This window comes from Novosphingobium endophyticum (assembly GCF_014640675.1).
Lineage (GTDB): Bacteria > Pseudomonadota > Alphaproteobacteria > Sphingomonadales > Sphingomonadaceae > Novosphingobium > Novosphingobium endophyticum.
The window spans coordinates 86,865-103,268 of record NZ_BMHK01000009.1; the positions used below are offsets into that span (position 1 = coordinate 86,865).

At 64.1% G+C, this 16,404-nt stretch carries 18 protein-coding genes and 3 tRNA genes; 8 read left to right on the forward strand and 13 right to left on the reverse strand.

Annotation, left to right across the window (positions count from 1 at the left end; all coding sequences use genetic code 11):
- Positions 1-72 precede the first annotated feature (72 nt).
- The 4 genes from IEX32_RS08685 to IEX32_RS08700 all read left to right on the forward strand — a co-directional run bounded on the left by IEX32_RS08685 (position 73) and on the right by IEX32_RS08700 (position 1,530).
- Complete coding sequence (locus IEX32_RS08685; protein ID WP_188770514.1) at positions 73-246, forward strand: hypothetical protein; 174 nt, start codon at positions 73-75, stop codon at positions 244-246.
- Positions 243-554 carry a cell division protein ZapA gene (zapA, locus tag IEX32_RS08690; RefSeq protein ID WP_188770516.1) on the forward strand — a complete coding sequence of 104 codons (312 nt, stop codon included), beginning with the start codon at positions 243-245 and terminating at the stop codon, positions 552-554. Before IEX32_RS08685 ends, zapA begins: the two co-directional genes overlap by 4 nt.
- Before the next feature lie 156 nt (positions 555-710).
- Positions 711-1,313 (forward strand): 5-formyltetrahydrofolate cyclo-ligase, encoded by a 603-nt coding sequence (locus IEX32_RS08695; protein ID WP_229736261.1) that lies wholly within the window; start codon positions 711-713, stop codon positions 1,311-1,313.
- Between the two features lies 1 nt (position 1,314).
- On the forward strand, positions 1,315-1,530 hold the full coding sequence (locus IEX32_RS08700; RefSeq protein WP_188770517.1) for a DUF2842 domain-containing protein: 216 nt from the start codon (positions 1,315-1,317) through the stop codon (positions 1,528-1,530).
- 60 nt (positions 1,531-1,590) lie between these two features.
- On the opposite strand, the gene IEX32_RS08705 is transcribed toward IEX32_RS08700, so the two are convergent.
- Positions 1,591-1,667 (reverse strand) — tRNA-Asp (locus tag IEX32_RS08705).
- A 64-nt stretch (positions 1,668-1,731) separates the two neighbouring features.
- Positions 1,732-1,808 (reverse strand) — tRNA-Asp (locus IEX32_RS08710).
- Positions 1,809-2,011: 203 nt separating this feature from the next.
- Between IEX32_RS08710 and IEX32_RS08715 the strand changes: the two genes are divergently transcribed.
- On the forward strand, positions 2,012-2,461 hold the full coding sequence (locus tag IEX32_RS08715; RefSeq protein WP_229736262.1) for a hypothetical protein: 450 nt from the start codon (positions 2,012-2,014) through the stop codon (positions 2,459-2,461).
- Positions 2,462-2,528: 67 nt separating this feature from the next.
- Here the strand turns inward: IEX32_RS08715 and IEX32_RS08720 are convergent, their stop codons facing one another.
- The 4 genes from IEX32_RS08720 to thyA all read right to left on the reverse strand — a co-directional run bounded on the left by IEX32_RS08720 (position 2,529) and on the right by thyA (position 7,315).
- Positions 2,529-3,872 carry a dihydrolipoamide acetyltransferase family protein gene (locus IEX32_RS08720; RefSeq protein WP_188770518.1) on the reverse strand — a complete coding sequence of 448 codons (1,344 nt, stop codon included), beginning with the start codon at positions 3,870-3,872 and terminating at the stop codon, positions 2,529-2,531.
- Between the two features lie 4 nt (positions 3,873-3,876).
- A complete protein-coding gene (locus tag IEX32_RS08725; protein WP_188770520.1) occupies positions 3,877-4,932 on the reverse strand; it encodes an alpha-ketoacid dehydrogenase subunit beta in 1,056 nt (351 codons plus the stop codon).
- 5 nt (positions 4,933-4,937) lie between these two features.
- Positions 4,938-6,236 (reverse strand): 3-methyl-2-oxobutanoate dehydrogenase (2-methylpropanoyl-transferring) subunit alpha, encoded by a 1,299-nt coding sequence (locus tag IEX32_RS08730; RefSeq protein ID WP_188770521.1) that lies wholly within the window; start codon positions 6,234-6,236, stop codon positions 4,938-4,940.
- Positions 6,237-6,349: 113 nt separating this feature from the next.
- Positions 6,350-7,315 (reverse strand): thymidylate synthase, encoded by a 966-nt coding sequence (gene thyA, locus IEX32_RS08735; RefSeq protein ID WP_188770523.1) that lies wholly within the window; start codon positions 7,313-7,315, stop codon positions 6,350-6,352.
- A 218-nt stretch (positions 7,316-7,533) separates the two neighbouring features.
- On the opposite strand from thyA, the gene IEX32_RS08740 reads away from it, so the two are divergent.
- Both IEX32_RS08740 and IEX32_RS08745 read left to right on the forward strand, forming a co-directional pair.
- A complete protein-coding gene (locus IEX32_RS08740; protein WP_188770525.1) occupies positions 7,534-8,091 on the forward strand; it encodes a DUF305 domain-containing protein in 558 nt (185 codons plus the stop codon).
- Between the two features lie 182 nt (positions 8,092-8,273).
- Positions 8,274-8,350, forward strand: a tRNA-Pro gene (locus tag IEX32_RS08745).
- A 59-nt stretch (positions 8,351-8,409) separates the two neighbouring features.
- Here the strand turns inward: IEX32_RS08745 and IEX32_RS08750 are convergent.
- From IEX32_RS08750 to IEX32_RS08765, 4 genes are all read right to left on the reverse strand, one after another.
- Positions 8,410-8,889, reverse strand: a complete 480-nt coding sequence (locus IEX32_RS08750; protein ID WP_188770527.1) for a glutathione peroxidase — start codon at positions 8,887-8,889, stop codon at positions 8,410-8,412.
- Positions 8,890-8,905: 16 nt separating this feature from the next.
- Positions 8,906-9,193, reverse strand: a complete 288-nt coding sequence (locus IEX32_RS08755; RefSeq protein ID WP_188770529.1) for a hypothetical protein — start codon at positions 9,191-9,193, stop codon at positions 8,906-8,908.
- Positions 9,194-9,293: 100 nt separating this feature from the next.
- A complete protein-coding gene (locus IEX32_RS08760) occupies positions 9,294-10,001 on the reverse strand; it encodes an ABC transporter ATP-binding protein (protein ID WP_188770531.1) in 708 nt (235 codons plus the stop codon).
- Positions 9,994-11,235, reverse strand: a complete 1,242-nt coding sequence (locus tag IEX32_RS08765; RefSeq protein WP_188770533.1) for a lipoprotein-releasing ABC transporter permease subunit — start codon at positions 11,233-11,235, stop codon at positions 9,994-9,996. The genes IEX32_RS08760 and IEX32_RS08765 overlap by 8 nt, the downstream gene beginning before the upstream one ends.
- 426 nt (positions 11,236-11,661) lie before the next feature.
- Here IEX32_RS08765 and IEX32_RS08770 point away from each other — a divergent pair, with 426 nt between their 5' ends.
- The gene (locus IEX32_RS08770; protein WP_188770535.1) at positions 11,662-12,918 is read left to right on the forward strand and encodes a sensor histidine kinase; all 1,257 of its coding nucleotides are present in this window, start codon (positions 11,662-11,664) and stop codon (positions 12,916-12,918) included.
- A gap of 83 nt (positions 12,919-13,001) precedes the next feature.
- Here the strand turns inward: IEX32_RS08770 and IEX32_RS08775 are convergent, their stop codons facing one another.
- The 3 genes from IEX32_RS08775 to IEX32_RS08785 form a co-directional block, all read right to left on the reverse strand.
- A complete protein-coding gene (locus IEX32_RS08775) occupies positions 13,002-13,826 on the reverse strand; it encodes a TorF family putative porin (RefSeq protein WP_188770537.1) in 825 nt (274 codons plus the stop codon).
- A 268-nt stretch (positions 13,827-14,094) separates the two neighbouring features.
- Positions 14,095-15,624, reverse strand: a complete 1,530-nt coding sequence (locus tag IEX32_RS08780; protein ID WP_188770539.1) for a SulP family inorganic anion transporter — start codon at positions 15,622-15,624, stop codon at positions 14,095-14,097.
- Positions 15,621-16,310 carry a carbonic anhydrase gene (locus IEX32_RS08785; RefSeq protein ID WP_188770541.1) on the reverse strand — a complete coding sequence of 230 codons (690 nt, stop codon included), beginning with the start codon at positions 16,308-16,310 and terminating at the stop codon, positions 15,621-15,623. The genes IEX32_RS08780 and IEX32_RS08785 overlap by 4 nt, the downstream gene beginning before the upstream one ends.
- Positions 16,311-16,404: the final 94 nt, after the last annotated feature.

Genomic DNA, 16,404 nt, shown 5'->3' on the forward strand with positions numbered 1-16,404 from the left:
CACATCGCGATGATTGTGAACAACCCCCGCCAATTTCTTGCCTTTTGGCGATTTTACGATAGCCACGTTGCCATGGAACAGGCAGCGATCTGTCAGGCACTGGAGAGGATCGAAGCAGCGCTGGCCCGTATCGAGGCCGCCGCAAGGCAGACATCGGGCCTGCGCGGGAGGCACGAAAAGCTCAAGGCTTCGGTGGAGCAGTCGCTGATCGAAATCGACGGCCTTATCGCGCGGCACGAGGCATGAGCAACGTCAACCTCTCGATCGGCTCTCGCAGCTTCGCGGTCGCCTGCGCCGATGGCGAGGAGGCCCACGTCACCGGTCTGGGCCGCCTGATCGACGAAAAGGTTGCCGCCGCAGGGGCGCAGGGGCAGACCGAAACACGCATGCTGCTGTTCGCCGCGCTGCTGCTTGCAGACGAAGTGCACGAGCTGCGAAATGGCGGTGGCGGCGGCCCTGCCCTCCCCGACGGCTTCACGGATCGCCTCGCCCAGGTCGCGGGCCGCATCGAAAATATCGCGAACCTCCTTGAGAGCGACACAACGAGCGCCTAACTAGGGAGAGACGGGATCTGCCCGGCACGAACCGTTCGAACATCCCTGAGGCTATAAGCAATCCAAGGGGGCTGTCCCTGGTCGGATCCTGGTCCGGCACATATGGTCCCCACCTGACGTTGAGGCGTCAGAGGATTTCTAGGAAAACGACCCACGGTGGACCCGTCACCCCCCATGTTCCCGACTGACCACAAGGCCCGGCTGCGCAAGGAGTACCGCGCCTGGCGCCGCGAGCACGTGGCCAGCCTGCCGGAAGGCCTGCGCGCCCTGATCCTCAACCGCCCGCCGGCCCCGATCGTGGACATGATGCCCGAGGGCGCCACGGTCGGCCTCTACTATCCGGTCGGAGCAGAGGCGCCGACGCTCGGATGGGCGCGCTGGCTGGCGGAGAACGGCCGCCGCGTCGCCCTGCCCGGCTTCGCCTCGCGCGAAAGCACAATGGAATTTCGCGAGTGGACCAATCCCTTCGACGAGGAGGGCCTGACGGTCTGTCCCTGGGGCGCGTTGCAGCCTTCCCATCCGGGAGCACGGGTGATCCCCGATCTGGTGGTGGTGCCGCTTGTCGCCTTCACGGCGCGGGGGGAAAGGCTCGGCCAGGGCGGTGGGCACTACGACCGCTGGCTGGACGCCAACCCGCTGGTCCCCGCGATCGGGCTTGCATGGGACTGCCAGATCGCCGATGCGCTGCCGGTGGAAGATCACGACCGGCACCTGGCCGCCGTGGTGACACCGACCCGGATCTACGAAGGAAGCCTCTGAGATGCGCGAGACCCCGACCTGGCGGATACCGATCGGCGTTCTCGGGCTCTGCGTCGCGCTGGCAGTATACGGCATTCTGGTTGCCAGCTTCGTCGCGCCGCTGATCGGAGAATGGCACGCGCTGTTGCAGATGCCGGTCTATGTCCTGCTCGGCGTGGTGTGGATCCTGCCCTTGCGGCGGTTCCTGATCTGGATGGAAACCGGCCGCTGGGGCTGACCCCGGCCTAAATCGTTCGCGCTCTTCATCGTTCGCGCTTGATGCACACCATTCGATGAATGGCGCGAGTGACGGGGCTCGAACCCGCGACCTCCGGCGTGACAGGCCGGCACTCTAACCAACTGAGCTACACCCGCGCAGAAACGAAAAAGGCCGGAACAATCCGACCTCTTCCTACCGGTTTCCCGGAGAAATCCCAAGTGGCGCGAGTGACGGGGCTCGAACCCGCGACCTCCGGCGTGACAGGCCGGCACTCTAACCAACTGAGCTACACCCGCATACTTCGCAGTGCGTCCGCTTGGGAGCCGCGCCACTAAGACAGCCTCTTCACCCTGTCAACTGCATTGAGCCGCGATCCGGAAATTTTGCGAGTGATCGGCCAGAGGCAGGTCTTGGTCAGACGGCGTTAACCATATATTGGCGACTTTTCCGGCAGTGTCCTCCCGTTTCGCAAGCAGATCGGCGGGGGCTGTCAGTTCGTATGTCGTGCAGGATTGTCGTTGCAATTTCGCTTGCGCTGGCCGCGCCGCCGCTACTTGCGGAGCGGGCGCAGGCGCGGCCCGCGGTCGCGACCGACAGTGCGGTATTCGTCGAACGCGTGATGCCCGATTCGAGCAGCCGCCTTGAGCCGGCCGTCCGGCTTTCGCGGGGCGACAAGGTCGTCACGGTCGTCACCTGGTATCGCATGGGCGGCGACGGCGGGTTCGTCATCACCAATCCCCTGCCCGCCGGCCTCGCCTACGAAGACAGCGCCAGCGACCGGCAGGACGTTTCCGTGGACGGCGGGCGAACCTGGGGGCATCTCGGAACCCTGCGCATCGGCAATCGCCTCGCGGCACCGGAGGACGTCACCCATGTCCGCTGGCGCATCCCGCCGGGCACCGCCGCGCGCGGCAGGGGCGAGATCGCCTATAGCGGGACCGTGCGCTGACCGCCCAAGCTATAGCTAATTGGGCAAAATCAGAGTCAGGTCCGATGCAGATTAAGCGCACGATGCTTTAAGCGGCGAGTATCAGTGCCGGCGCCTCGATCAACTTCCTGAGGTCCTGCGCGAAGCTGGCGGCATCCCAGCCATCCACCACGCGGTGATCGCAGCTCATCGAGATATTCATCAGCTTTCGCTTTTCGACGCGCTCCGCGCCGTCGGCGCCGCGCACGAACATCGGGCGCTCGACGATACGGTTTGGGCCGATGATCGCCACTTCGGGACGGTTGATGACCGGCGTCGTCGCCACCCCGCCCATCGGCCCGAGCGAGGTGATCGTCATAGTAGAGCCGGAAAGTTCCGACGGCTTTGCCGAGCCATCGCGCGCCGCCTGCGCGAGGCGCGCGATCTCGGACGCGAGTTGCCACAGATTTCGATCCTGCGCATCGCGGATCACCGGAACCATCAGGCCCGCCGGCGTCTGTGCCGCCAGGCCCAGATGCACCGCACCATAGCGCGTCACCACGCCCGCTTCGTCATCGTAGTGCGCATTCAGCATCGGATACCGGGGCATCAGACGGCAGATCGCGGTGATGAGGAACGGCAGCATCGTCAGCTTGGGCCGGTCTCCCCGCCCCTGGTTGAGCTGCGCGCGCATCTCCTCCAGCGCGGTGACGTCATACTCCTCCACATAGGCAAAGTGCGGAATGTTGCGCTTGGAAGCCGCCATGTTCTCGGCAATGCGGCGCCGGAGGCCGATGACGCGGACCTGCTCGTCCCTGCCCTTGTGCCCGGCGGGAAGGAAGCCGCCCGCCGAATTGTAGGCAAGGAAGGCGTCAAGATCGGAATGGCGCACGCGGCCGTCCCCGACAGGACGCACTTCGGACAAGTCTATGCCCAGATCGGCGGCGCGCTTGCGCACCGCGGGGCTGGCCATGACCTTGGCGTGGCTGCGCGCGGGTTCCTCGGCAGACTCGGGACGAACGGAGGTCGGGGGCGGGGCTTCGACGGGCTCGGCCTGAGTGGGTGCGGGTGAGGGCGCCGCCCGTGCAGGGCTTGTCGAAGCCCGCTCTAGCGCGCGCTCCACATCGCCGGCATCGGGCGTTTCGGATTCGATCCGCTCGTCGACGACTTCGGTTCTGGGCGCGGGCGCCCTGTCGCGTTCATTGCCCTCGCCCTCAACCTCGATCACCACCAGCGGCGAGCCGATGGCGACGACATCGCCCTCTTCGCCCGCGACCTCGATCACCTTGCCCGCGACGGGACTTTCCATCTCGACCGTGGCCTTGTCGGTCATCATGTCGGCAAGCCGGCCGTCTTCCTCGACCGTATCGCCGACCTTCACATGCCAGGCGACGATCTCGGCCTCGGCGATGCCTTCCCCGATATCGGGCAGGCGGAACGTATAGCGCCCCATCGGATCAATAACCCTTCATCAGCCGGTCGACCGCCTCGCCGATGCGGACGGGACCGGGAAAATAGGCCCATTCGAGGCTGTGCGGATAGGGCGTGTCGAAGCCGGTGACGCGTTCGATCGGCGCCTCGAGATGATAGAAGCAATGCTCCTGCACGAGCGCGGACAATTCGGCGCCAAAGCCCGATGTGCGGGTCGCCTCATGGACGATGAGACATTTGCCCGTCTTCTCCACGGACTTTTCCACAGCCTCGATGTCGAGCGGTACGAGCGTTCGCAAATCGATGATCTCGGCATCGATACCCTTCTGCTCCAGCACCGCCTCCACGACATGGATCATTGTACCGTAGGCGAGCACGGTCATCGCGGAACCCTCCCGCACGATCCGCGCCTTGCCCAAGGGAATCGAATAGTAACCCTCCGGCACCTTGCCGCCGGGATGGTTCTTCCAGGTCTTCGAGGGGTTGTCGTAGTAGCCGTCGAAGGGGCCATTGTAGATGCGCTTGGGCTCGAAGAAGATGACCGGATCGTTGTCCTCGATCGCGGCGATCAGCAGACCCTTGGCATCGTGCGGCGTTGACGGGATCACCGTTTTCAGGCCTGCCACATGCGTGAACAAGGCCTCCGGGCTCTGGCTGTGAGTCTGCCCCCCGAAGATGCCGCCGCCGAAGGGCGAGCGGAGGGTGATCGGTGCGGTGAACTCGCCGGCAGAGCGATAGCGCAGCCGCGCCGCTTCGGAAATGAGCTGATCGAGCCCCGGATAGATATAGTCCGCGAACTGGATTTCGGGCACAGGCCTCAGGCCATAGGCGGCCATTCCCACCGCCGCGCCGACGATGCCGCATTCGTTGATCGGCGAATCGAACACGCGGTTTTTGCCGTACTTGTCCTGCAGCCCGGCAGTGGCGCGGAACACGCCGCCGAAATAACCTACGTCCTCGCCCAGGATCACCACGTCCGGATCGCGCGCCATCATCGTGTCGAGCGCCTCGTTGATCGCCTCGATCATATTGATCGAACGGGTGGGCGCATCGTGAAGGCTTACGGGTTCTTCTTCGAGCATTGCCCCTACTCCTTCCACTCGGGCCATTTCGTCTGGCGCTCGCGGATGGCCTGTTCGGCCTGCTCCTGCAGATGCCAGGGAAGCTCCTCGAAGACGTCCTCGAACATGGTGTGGAACGGATGGTGGAAGCCGTGGCCGAGAATGCCGTTCTTCTCCGCCTCCTTGGTTGCCGCCCTGACTTCCTCGGCCAGTTCGCGGTCCATTTCGGCATGACGGTCATCCGACCATTCACCCAGCGCGATCAGGTGCGCCTTGAGACGCGAGATCGGGTCACCCAGCGGCCATTCCTCGCGCTCCTGCGCCGAGCGGTAGGCGGCCGGATCATCGGAGGTCGAATGCCCCTCGGCGCGATAGGTGAAATGCTCGATGAGGGTCGGCCCCAGGTTGGCACGGGCACGGTTGGCCGCCCATTCCATCGCGGCATAGACGGCCAGCGTGTCGTTGCCGTCGACGCGCAGGCCGGCAATGCCATAGCCGACGGCGCGCGCGGCAAAGGTCGTGCGCTCGCCCCCCGCAAAGCCGGAGAAGCTCGAGATCGCCCACTGGTTGTTGACGATGTTGAGCACGACCGGCGCGTTGTAGACCGCGGCGAAAGTCATCGCCGCGTGAAAATCGCCTTCCGCGCTCGATCCTTCACCGATGAAACTGGTCGCGATGCGCGTGTCCCCCTTGATCGCGCTCGCCATCGACCAGCCGACCGCCTGGGGGAACTGGGTGGCCAAGTTGCCGGAGATGGTGAAGAAACCATAGTCGCGGGCCGAATACATGATCGGAAGCTGGCGGCCCTTCAGCCGGTCGGCGCGATTGGAATAGATCTGGTTGATCATGTCGACGAGCGGATATCCGCGCGCGATCAGGATGCCCTGCTGGCGATAGCTGGGAAAGACCATGTCGTCGTCGGCAAGGGCATGGGCGCAGGCGACCGAGATCGCCTCCTCGCCGGTGGACTTCATGTAAAAGCTGGTCTTGCCCTGTCGCTGGCCGCGATACATGCGATCGTCGAACGCGCGAGTGAGCGCCATGGTGCGCAGCATGCGGCGCAGCGTTTCCGGATCAAGATTCGGATTCCACGGGCCGACTGCGCTACCCTCATCGTCCAGAACGCGGATCAGGTCGGTCGTGAGCGGCCAGGTCTCCCGCGCCTCACAGGCTTCGTCGGGGCGCGGCTGCCTGCCGGCTTCGGGTATATCGAGGTGCGAGTAATCCACCGTGTCGCCGGGCCGGTACCTCGGTTCGGGGACGTAAAGCTCCAGCGGCGGCAGGTTGCCGCGCGGCTTTCCGGTTCGGACTGGACCTTCGCCCATCTCCATGTTCTCTCCCGCCAGTTTCGGGCCGTGAGAACTCTACGCCATCCGGATCGGATGCGGATAAAAATTCTACGGTTCGGTCATTTTATTTCTCAATTCGGTAATGTCAATCACACCGCCACGGGTGCGGCGATATGCGCCTGGGGGGCGTATCCGGAAACCTCGAAGTCCTCGATCCGGTAATCGAAGATCGTTTCGGGCCGGCGGACGATCCCCAGGCGCGCCTCGCCTTCCGGCACCCGCGACAGCTGTTCTTCGACGAGCGCCCCGTGGTTCAGGTAGAGATGGACATCTCCCCCGGTCCAAACGGCCTCACCCGGTTCGAGGTTGCATTGCTGCGCGAACATGCGCGTCAACAGCGCGAGCGACCACATGTTGAAGGCAAAGCCGAGCCCCAGATCGCAACTGCGCTGATAGAGCAGACCCGAGAGCCGTCCGTTCGCGACGTGGAACTGATAGGTCTTGTGGCACGGCGGCAGCGCCATGGCGTCGAGTTCGGCGACGTTCCAGCCCTCGATGATATGGCGGCGGCTGCCGGGGTTCGCCTTGAGGCTCCCGACGACTTCTGCAACCTGGTCGATCCCTTTCTCGCGGCGGCGGAACAGCCCATCGCCCGCCGCTTCATATACCGGCCAGTCGACCCACTGCTTGCCATAGACCGGCCCCAGATCGCCCCATCGGGCCGCGAATTCCGCATCCGCGACGATACGGTCGGAGAATTCCTCGCGCGAAATCGACTCGCCTGTCTCGCGCCGGTAGCGGTCGAGCGGCCAGTCCGTCCAGATCTGCACGCCCTGCGCGCAGAGGGAGCGAATGTTGGTGTCCCCGGTCAGGAACCACAACAGTTCGCGCGTCGCCGTCTTCCAGTAGACCCGCTTGGTCGTGAGCAGGGGCATGGCTCCGCCCGCAAGATCGAAACGGATCGTCGCCCCGAAGACCGAGCGCGTGCCGACGCCGGTACGGTCAACCCGCTCGTCTCCTTGCTCCCAGATATGGCGCATGAGGTCGAGATATTGCCATTCCCAGTGGTCGCGGCCGGGGGCAATCGAAGGGTATCCAGGCAGAGTCGCGGTCATGCGGCGAAACCTAGCCCCGCCAGGCACGAACGGGAAGAACCCTGCGGGAATACCTGTGGTTGCCGACCTGCAAGGTTGGGTGGACACCTTCGGAGCGAACGGCCTCCACTTTGGGCGGCAGCCCGCTGGAACTCCCGAAGGATGGGAAATTTGGGGGTATCGTCCTCGTGCAACCATACGGCGTCGGACTGGTTGGTGACTCGTGCAGGAGGAACATCATGAGCTATGCGCGATTTTCCGCGATGATCGCTACCTCGGTGTTGGCGATGTTCGGGGTGATGTACCTGAACACCTATGCGCTGGATCACGCTGAGTACAGTCAGACGCGCGCCTGGATGGCCTTGGTCATGGGCGCCTCCATGGCGTTCATCATGATCGCGTTCATGTGGCGCATGTACCCGAACCGCCGCGCGAATGTGGGCATCCTTGCGGGCACGGCCCTCGTGTTCGCCGGCGCGCTCTGGCTGGTAAGAAGCCAGGAGACGGTCGAGGACGTCAGTTACATGAAAGCGATGATCCCGCACCATTCGATCGCCATCATGACCAGTGAGCGCGCGCACATCCGGGATCCCCAGGTTCGCCGACTTGCCGACAGGATCATCGATGCGCAAGTCCGCGAGATCGCGGAGATGAAGCGCATGATCGCCAGACTGGAGAAGCGCCCGGTGCCGGAAGGCGCACCGGCCCTGCCGTCCTACCGCGACAGAGGCGTGGCACCCCCGGCGGGAGAAACGGATAAGACCGCCGGCGTGGATACCCTCCAACCGGTCCAATGACATCCGCAACATCGGCGTCCTGAAAATGCTACCGAATTGGTTTGAATGACGAGGAGCGGATACTCGCGACACACCGCCGACAATATACCGCATGAAACTCCGATTGGCCCCTTGCCACCTCCTGAATCGCTCTCTATAGGCGCGCTCCTGCCTCGGGCCGCTTTCACGGCGGCGCGACCGGTCGGGGAGTAGCTCAGCCTGGTAGAGCACTGTCTTCGGGAGGCAGGGGCCGGAGGTTCGAATCCTCTCTCCCCGACCATTTTACCATTCGATTGTCCGAGAATGCGTTGATTTGCCCCGGCGCAACCTGCGCAGTTCCTAAAGCAGCGCCTCGATGTCGCTCTCGATATGTTCGGGCTTGTCCGTGGGGGCATAGCGGCGGATCACCTTCCCATCGCGGCCGATCAGGAACTTGGTGAAGTTCCACTTGATCCGTTGCGTGCCGAGAATGCCCGGCGCCTCGGCCTTGAGCCATTCGTAAAGCGGATCGGCGTCGGGACCGTTGACCTCGATCTTGCCCATCAGGGGAAAGCTCAACCCGAAGTTCACTTCGCAGAATTCCGCGATCTCCCCGGCGCTTCCCGGCTCCTGGCCGCCGAACTGGTTGCAGGGAAAGGCGATCACTTCAAAGCCCCGGTCGCGGTACTTGCGCCAGAGCGTCTCCAGGCCCCGGTACTGCGGCGTGAAGCCGCACTTGCTGGCGGTGTTGACGACAAGCAGCACTTTGCCCGCCCTGTCGGCAAGACTGACGCGCTCGCCACTGGGCAGCGTCGCCCGAAAATCGGCGATAGTCTTCATGGGACTCCCGCCAGGTTCAGCCCGCGGCGTTGCCGGGGAAGTCGGAACGGCGGAACAGGGCGCGGATCTCGCCGACGGTGAGCCGGTGATCGCCGCCCTTCTGGATGGCATAGTCCACCTGTTTCTCTTCGGGCAGGTCCATCACGAAATCGACCAGTTCGGCCAGCGTCCCGCGGCGGATGGTCTTGAACCGGTGGAACAGGCCGCCTCCGTCGGCGCATTTGTGCAATTCCGCGGTATCGTTCCAGCCATAGCCCGACGCAGCACCCGGTTCGCCGTGAAACGTGGAGGGGTTGTCGCTCATTGCGTGGTCCTTTCGCAGTTCCTCGTCTCGTTTCCAACTTGGGCATTTACCGCCCCGAAATCAACGAGGTTCCCGCGCGCGTTCCTGGTCGGGCCGCAAACTAGAGCACGCCGTCGTGAAGCCGCACGACGCGGTCCATCGCCAGGGCCAGCCGCTCGTTATGGGTGGCGACGAGCGCGGCGCTGCCCTCCCCCCGCACGAGTTCGAGGAACTGGGCGAAGACCTTGTCGGCGGTGGCTTCGTCCAGGTTCCCGGTGGGCTCGTCCGCCAGCACCAGACGCGGGCGGTTGGCAAGCGCGCGGGCGACAGCGACGCGCTGCTGTTCTCCGCCGGAAAGCTTGCTCGGCCGGTGTTCGAGTCGCTCGCCCAGGCCAAGCGCGTCGAGCAGTTCCTTCGCCCGCGCTTCGCAGTCGGCGCGCGGCTTGCCGGTGATGAGCTGCGGCAGGACTACGTTCTCGATGGCGTTGAAGTCCGGCAGCAGGTGGTGGAACTGGTAGACGAAGCCGATGTGGTCGCGCCGCACCGCCGCGCGCTGGTCCTTGCCCAGTTTCGAGGCGTCGACCCCGGCGATCTCGATCAATCCGCCGAAACCGCCTTCGAGCAGCCCGATCGCCTGCAGCATGGTCGACTTGCCCGAACCCGAAGGACCCAGCAGCGCGACGATCTCACCGGGATGAACGACAAGATCCACGCCGCGCAGGACGTCGATGGTGACGCCGCCCTGTTCGAAACTGCGGGTAAGCTTTTCGAGGCGCACCACGGGGTCGATGACGGCGGGTTCCACGATGGCGGGGCCGGTTTCACTCATAGCGCAGGACCTGCACGGGATCGGTGCTCGCCGCCTTGAAGGCGGGATAGAGCGTGGCGAGGAAGCTGAAGACGAGCGCCATCACGCTGATCACGGTTATCTCCACGGGGTCAGAGCGCGCCGGCAGTTCGGTGAGGAAGCGGATCGAGGGATCCCACAGGTTCTGGCCGGTAACGATCTCGACCAGGCGGACGATCGGCTGCCGGAAGTACAGGAACACGAACCCCAGGATCAGCCCCGCCACGGTGCCCAGCGCCCCGATGCAGAAGCCGGTCGTCACGAAGACCTTGAGCAACGAGCGGCGCGTCGCGCCCATGGTGCGCAGGATCGCGATGTCGCGCGTCTTGGCACGCACCAGCATAATCAGCGAGGACAGGATGTTGAACACCGCGACAAGAACAATGATCGAGAGCACCACGAACATCGCCACGCGTTCCACCGCCAGCGCCTCGAACAGCGTTGAATTGATCGTCTTCCAGTCGGTGACCACCGCCTGCCCGGCCAGCTTGCGTTCGAGCGGGGCCAGAATCTGGTCGACGCGGTCGGGGTCGGTTGTGGTCAGCTCGATCATGCCCACCGTATCGCCCGTCAGCAGCAGCGTCTGTGCGTCCTTCATCGGCATGACCACGAAAGCCTTGTCGTAGTCGTAGACCCCGATCTCGAAGATCGCGGCGACGCGGTAGGCGATCTGGCGTGGCACGGTGCCGAAAGGGGTCGAGCGCCCTTGCGGGTTGATGACCGTGATCATGTCGCCGATCTGGGCGCCGAGATTCTGCGCAAGCTGAGAGCCTATCGCGACGTTGTTGGCATCTGGGCGCAGTTCAGCGAGGCTCCCCGCCTTCACCTTGTTGCGCAGGCGGCCGATGTCCTCCGCCGTATTGCCGCGCACCAGAATCGCCTCGACCCGGCCGTTGAAGCTGGCGAGCAGCGGCTGTTCGATCAGCGGCGAGGCGCGCGTGACACCGGGTGTCTCTCGCACGTCCCTGAGAACCTGCTGCCAGTTGTCCAGCCGGCCGCCATAGGCCTGGATGATCGCATGGCCGTTGAGGCCCACGATCTTGTCGAACAGCTCGGCGCGAAAGCCGTTCATTACGCTCATGACGATGACCAGCGCGGCAACGCCCAGCATGACCGCGGCCAGGCTGATGCCGGCGACGAGCGCGATGAAACGCTCACCCTTGCCGGGCAGCATGTAGCGCTTGGCGATGGTCCATTCGAAGGGAGAAAGGATCAAGCGGTGGGTCCGTCTCTGATCGTAGCAGGATTATGTCCATGGCATTAGGGGCAGGAACGCGGGCTGGCAAGCCGAGAGCTGGGCAAGCCTTTGCGCCGCGAACGGCCGTCCGGGCAGCTTTCCCGGTTGAGGAAGCGTTTGAAATTGAACGCGATGTTCCGGTTCACTTTCGCCCAAGACGGGAAAGAAGGGACGCGACGAGGCCACAGTCCCCGATGGATCCGCCCGGAAGCATTCCCTCCCTACCCCATGATCTTCGGCATCGCGCCGCACCTTTCAAACTGTTGCCCGCTGCGCGTTTCGGTTGACCGGGCACGAATGAGGTGAAATCGGTACCGAGGGTTCAGGCGACTATCGCACCATGCGACAAGCGAGAGAGGCACAGGATCAGTGGGACGTCCAATTCCCCGCCGCTTCGCGGTTCACGTGGCGATTATCTTTCTGGTCCTGGGAAGCGTGCAACTCGCCGCAAGCCTGATCTTCTATCAGTCCATAGACCGACAGACGCTGAGAGAAGACCATGCGCGGCGCGTGGCCGAGTTGCTTGTCGTCAGTGACAGGGTACATGCACTCACCCCCGCCCGGACAAGCCCGATCATGAGCACGCGCCATCTTACCGCCGAAGTGGCGTCACGCCCGTCCGTGCGGACACTCCCGACGGATGATACGCTCAAGGGGATTGCGAGCAAGATCGTCGAGTGGGAGCCGTCTCTTTCGAACCGTTCGCTCCGACTTGCCGCAGCCACCACGCCGGCCGGGGAAAAGGACCTGATCGGCTCGATCAGGCTGACCGACGGGAACTGGCTGAACTTTCGGTCCGAGGACTTTACATCGATGTGGCCGGTGGCCTTGCGGGCAACCGCACTGACCTTTGCTACCGCGGTCGCGTGTCTGACCGTGGGCCTGGTCGTGCTCCACCTGATGGCACAGCCCTTGCGCCGAATTGCCGATGCGGCCGAGGCGATCGGCCAGGGCCGCTATGTGTCGATCAACGAACGCGGCTCCCGGGATCTGCGCGAGCTGGCTCACGCCATGAACGTCATGCAGGAGCGGATTGCCCGGCTGTTGCAGGATCAGGCCAAGACATTCGAAGCGATAAGCCACGATCTGCGCACGCCCTTGTCACGACAAAAGGTGGCGGCCGAGTTGATCGACGACGAGGAACTCGCCGGCATGATCCTTGCCAGCGTCGACGAGATGGAGGCCTTGCTGGCGTCGCTGCAGAAGTTTCTCCGCGCCCAGCACCTTTCCGCTTCCCCTGAGAAGGTCGAGCTTGTTCCGTTCCTCCGGGATGTCGTGGCCGAGTTTGGAGAGAAAGTGGAATTTGCAGCCGGCAGCGAGCCTGCCGTTCGCACCTTCCGCGAGCCGCTTGCTCTCGCCGTTCTGGCGCTCGTCGAAAACGCGATCCAGTTCGGTGATAAGGCAAGGCTCTCCCTTCAGCGCAACGACGGCGGTTGGGAAATCGCCGTCGAAGACGACGGCCCCGGAATTCCGCCGGATTACTTCGACGCCATCCTCGATCCCTTCTTCCGCATGGATGAAGCAAGGCAGCGCGACACCAAAGGATTCGGCCTGGGCATTCCTACCGCGCACAGGTTGATGATGCGGTTCAACGGCGGGCTTTCCTTCGCCCGTTCGGCAGCGGGCGGCTTGATAGCACGGCTGAGTGTGCCCGCCGCCTGATCCGGGGGAACGTCACCGCTTCAGGGTAGCAAGCTCCCGCCCGGATCACATTGGAGATCCGGGCGGGAACGCGATTCAGATCGTCAGAAGCCCGCGGAAAGCGAGAATACGACGGTCGACCCGGCGATCGACGAGCCATTCTTCGTCGAGGAGAAATTCGGCAGCAGGTATGCCGATTCCGACTTCGAGATATCGGTGTCGACATAGGCGACGCCCAGCGTCACCGGACCCAGCGCCAGGTCGGCACCGAGAAGCCAGTCGAGATACTTGCCCGTCGGCGCGATGCTCGTGCCGTTGGGGCCAAGGCCGGGATTGCCGTCCGAGTAGCCGAGGTGGCCCTTGACCGTCAGAGGCGTACCGGGAATCCCCGCGCTGGCATCGGTCCACAGGTAGAGATTGTCCTGCTTCTGGCCGTTGCTCTGAGGCGTGTTGGAAACATTGGCAAGCGCCTCCTGCTTGGGGGCGTAAGCCGCGCCGACAAGCACTTCAGCGGGGCCGAAGGTGCCCGAGAGCTTGACGTAGGGCTCGGCGAAGTCGGTGGTGTCCGCGCCGCCGGGATACATGTACCAGGTCAGACCGACATCGAGCGTAACGCCGCTCGCGATCTCGGTCGCGTAGCCGCCGTAGATGTCGAGCTCCATGTTCGAGCCGCCGAAGGTGCCCCATCCGGCAAGGTTCGACGCCCAGGTACCGACATAGATGCCGCTTTCATGGCTGACGGAAACGCCGCCCTGTACGGCCATTTCCTTGTCGGTCTGCGACACGCCGCGGAAGCGGTAGTCGGAGACGAGCGTCGCGCTGCCAGAAACGGTGATCTCACCGGGAATGTCCTGCGCCACTGCGGGGGTGGCGACGGCAAGGCATGCGGCGGCCAGACTGGCCGCGCCGGCTAGAAGACGAATTTTCATATATGGAACACCCTCATGTTACTGTTTGTGTGTTCCTTCCTGCGGTCACCACGTCGAATGTCGCTGCATGGCGCATCCGTGTCGCAATGACCCGAGCAGATTATGCAGGCTGCTTGTCCCGAGATTTGCCTGTTTGTGACAAATCATTGCACAGGCAATCAGCGCGAGCCGCGCGTCAACAAAACCGGGCGGACGCGCGGCTCGCGCATCCGCCCGGAAGTTTACAGGGCAGAACGTGAGGGTGTCCTGCCCGCAGGTGACCGTTCGATCAGGCCGTGAGCGGTAGCGGCCGAAGGATCGTTTCCGGACCGGTGACGCGGTCCTCGTGTCCGCGCTGGCGCCGACGGGACAGCCACTCGCGAACGGTTTCGGCGGTCGTGTGGTCCATGGCCCGCACGTTGCCGAGATCAAGGTGCACCGGGCGATCAGCGGGCAGCTTCTCAAGCACCGCATTGAGCCGCGTGAGGCCGATGAAGGTCGCGGCACCGTGCAGTTCCAGACGCGTCGCCGTTCCTTCGTCATGCTCGTGGACATTGAGACGCCAGTTGCGGGCGTGCGGCAGAATCTCGACGAGCGAGAGCGCCAGGCCGACCAGAACGCCGGTGAGCAGATCGGTCGCGATCACCAGGACGAATGTCGTGGCCCAGATCGCAGCAGGCAGGTATCCATGCGCCTCGAGCAGATGACGTACATGCTTGAGGCTGACCAGGCGCCATCCGGTCACCACCAACACGCCGCCCAGCGCCGCCATCGGCACTTCCGCCAGCAGCCATGGCAATAGAGCGACGAAGCCCAGAATCCACGCGCCATGCAGGATCGTCGAAAGACGCGTCTTGGCGCCGGCCTGAACATTGGCCGAGCTGCGCACGATCACGCCGGTCATCGGCAACGCGCCAAACAGGCCGCACAGGAAATTGCCGATGCCCTGCGCACGCAGTTCCTTGTTGTACTCAGTCCGCACGCCGTCGTGCATCCGGTCTACCGCGGCGGCCGAAAGCAGTGTCTCGGCACTGGCGATGAAAGCGATGGCGACGGCGGCCATGATCAGCGCGGGGCTGGCCAGCGGCGCGAACCACCCGACGCTGGTGGGAAGCACGAAGGCCGCGCTTATTGAGGCGGGTACGTCGATGCGGGCAACGCCGAGGCTCAGGGACCAGGCGATCATCGTCGCCGCGACAACCCCCAGCAGTGCTCCCGGAACGAGCGCCATCGACTTCGGGCGGAGCTTTTCCCAGCCCAGCATGACGGCGATGGTCAGGACGCCCAGCGCCAGCGCCAGTTCAGTGCCCGACAGATCGAAGGGATCGAGGCCGATAAAGCGCGCGGGCATCATCGCAATGTTCTCGAGCCCGCTGGAAAGCGGCTTCTCGTCGAACAGGATGTGGAACTGTCCGATGACGATCAACGCGCCGATGCCGGCGAGCATGCCATGGACCACTGCCGGGCTGATCGCACGAAACAGGCCGCCGAGTTTCAGCGCACCCGCGGCGAGCTGCAGCACCCCCGCCAGCAGCAGCACCGGCCCGAGCACCTCCAGACCGTGCTCGCGGACAAATTCGAAGACGATGACGGCCAGGCCCGCTGCCGGGCCGCTGACCTGCAGCGGCGATCCCGCGAAGAGTCCGACGACAAGCCCGCCGATGATGCCGGTGACCAGCCCCCTCTCCGGCGGCACGCCCGACGCGATGGCAATGCCCATGCACAGGGGCATTGCCACCAGGAACACGACTATCGAAGCGGTGAAATCGCGCGTGAAGTGGGCGAAGGGACCTGTAGGCTCGGAAGAGATCGCACTCATTCCGCAGCCTCCGCGATCTGGGTGGCGATGCGCGCCCGTGCGGCATGCGCGACGGGCAGCGGGCTGTCCTCGCGCAGCGGCACGAACTGTCCGGTATTGCCATCGAGACCCAGCACTTGCCCCGCGTGGATGTCCACGAACCAGCCGTGCAGTGCCATTTCGCCGCGTGCCATCGCTGCCGCCACCGAAGTGTGCGTCCGCAAGTGAGCGATCTGCGCGATTACGTTTTCGAGGCTCACCGCGCGGACGCGTTCATGGTCCTCGAGATGGGGCTGGCAGGTGCTGACGATGTGCTCTGCCGCCGAACCGTGGCGCAGCCACGCCGCGACGTTGGGCATTTTTTCGAGGCCAACGGGATTGCTCAGCGCCTTCATCGCGCCGCAATCGGAATGGCCGCAGATAATGATGTCGCGCACGCCCAGTGCCATCACGGCATATTCAACGGTGGATGATACGCCGCCGTTCATCGTCGCAAACGGCGGGACCATGTTGCCGGCATTGCGGCAGACGAACAGGTCACCGGGCTGAGCCTGCATGATCTGTTCGGGCACGATGCGCGAATCCGCGCAGGAAATCATCAGCGCCTTGGGCGCCTGTCCGTGAGTAGCCAGCTTGCCGAAGAGCTCGCTGCTTGCCGGGAAGATCGTCTTCTCGAAACTGAAAACGCGACCAATCAATTCGTTCACGTTCGTCACCTTTCTCTGGAGGATGTTCTCCCGCAGCGTTTGACCGCAGGGATGTCTCCACGAGCTAGACGACGGACTTGTCTACCAAACTTCA

Bases quoted from the DNA above. Each gene is read 5' to 3' on its own strand.
- IEX32_RS08685 (WP_188770514.1), top strand. From the start codon at position 73: ATGGAACAGGCAGCGATCTGTCAGGCACTGGAGAGGATCGAAGCAGCG.
- zapA (WP_188770516.1), top strand. From the start codon at position 243: ATGAGCAACGTCAACCTCTCGATCGGCTCTCGCAGCTTCGCGGTCGCC.
- IEX32_RS08700 (WP_188770517.1), top strand. From the start codon at position 1,315: ATGCGCGAGACCCCGACCTGGCGGATACCGATCGGCGTTCTCGGGCTC.
- IEX32_RS08715 (WP_229736262.1), top strand. From the start codon at position 2,012: ATGTCGTGCAGGATTGTCGTTGCAATTTCGCTTGCGCTGGCCGCGCCG.
- IEX32_RS08720 (WP_188770518.1), bottom strand. From the start codon at position 3,872: ATGGGGCGCTATACGTTCCGCCTGCCCGATATCGGGGAAGGCATCGCC.
- IEX32_RS08725 (WP_188770520.1), bottom strand. From the start codon at position 4,932: ATGCTCGAAGAAGAACCCGTAAGCCTTCACGATGCGCCCACCCGTTCG.
- IEX32_RS08730 (WP_188770521.1), bottom strand. From the start codon at position 6,236: ATGGGCGAAGGTCCAGTCCGAACCGGAAAGCCGCGCGGCAACCTGCCG.
- thyA (WP_188770523.1), bottom strand. From the start codon at position 7,315: ATGACCGCGACTCTGCCTGGATACCCTTCGATTGCCCCCGGCCGCGAC.
- IEX32_RS08740 (WP_188770525.1), top strand. From the start codon at position 7,534: ATGAGCTATGCGCGATTTTCCGCGATGATCGCTACCTCGGTGTTGGCG.
- IEX32_RS08750 (WP_188770527.1), bottom strand. From the start codon at position 8,889: ATGAAGACTATCGCCGATTTTCGGGCGACGCTGCCCAGTGGCGAGCGC.
- IEX32_RS08755 (WP_188770529.1), bottom strand. From the start codon at position 9,193: ATGAGCGACAACCCCTCCACGTTTCACGGCGAACCGGGTGCTGCGTCG.
- IEX32_RS08760 (WP_188770531.1), bottom strand. From the start codon at position 10,001: ATGAGTGAAACCGGCCCCGCCATCGTGGAACCCGCCGTCATCGACCCC.
- IEX32_RS08775 (WP_188770537.1), bottom strand. From the start codon at position 13,826: ATGAAAATTCGTCTTCTAGCCGGCGCGGCCAGTCTGGCCGCCGCATGC.
- IEX32_RS08780 (WP_188770539.1), bottom strand. From the start codon at position 15,624: ATGAGTGCGATCTCTTCCGAGCCTACAGGTCCCTTCGCCCACTTCACG.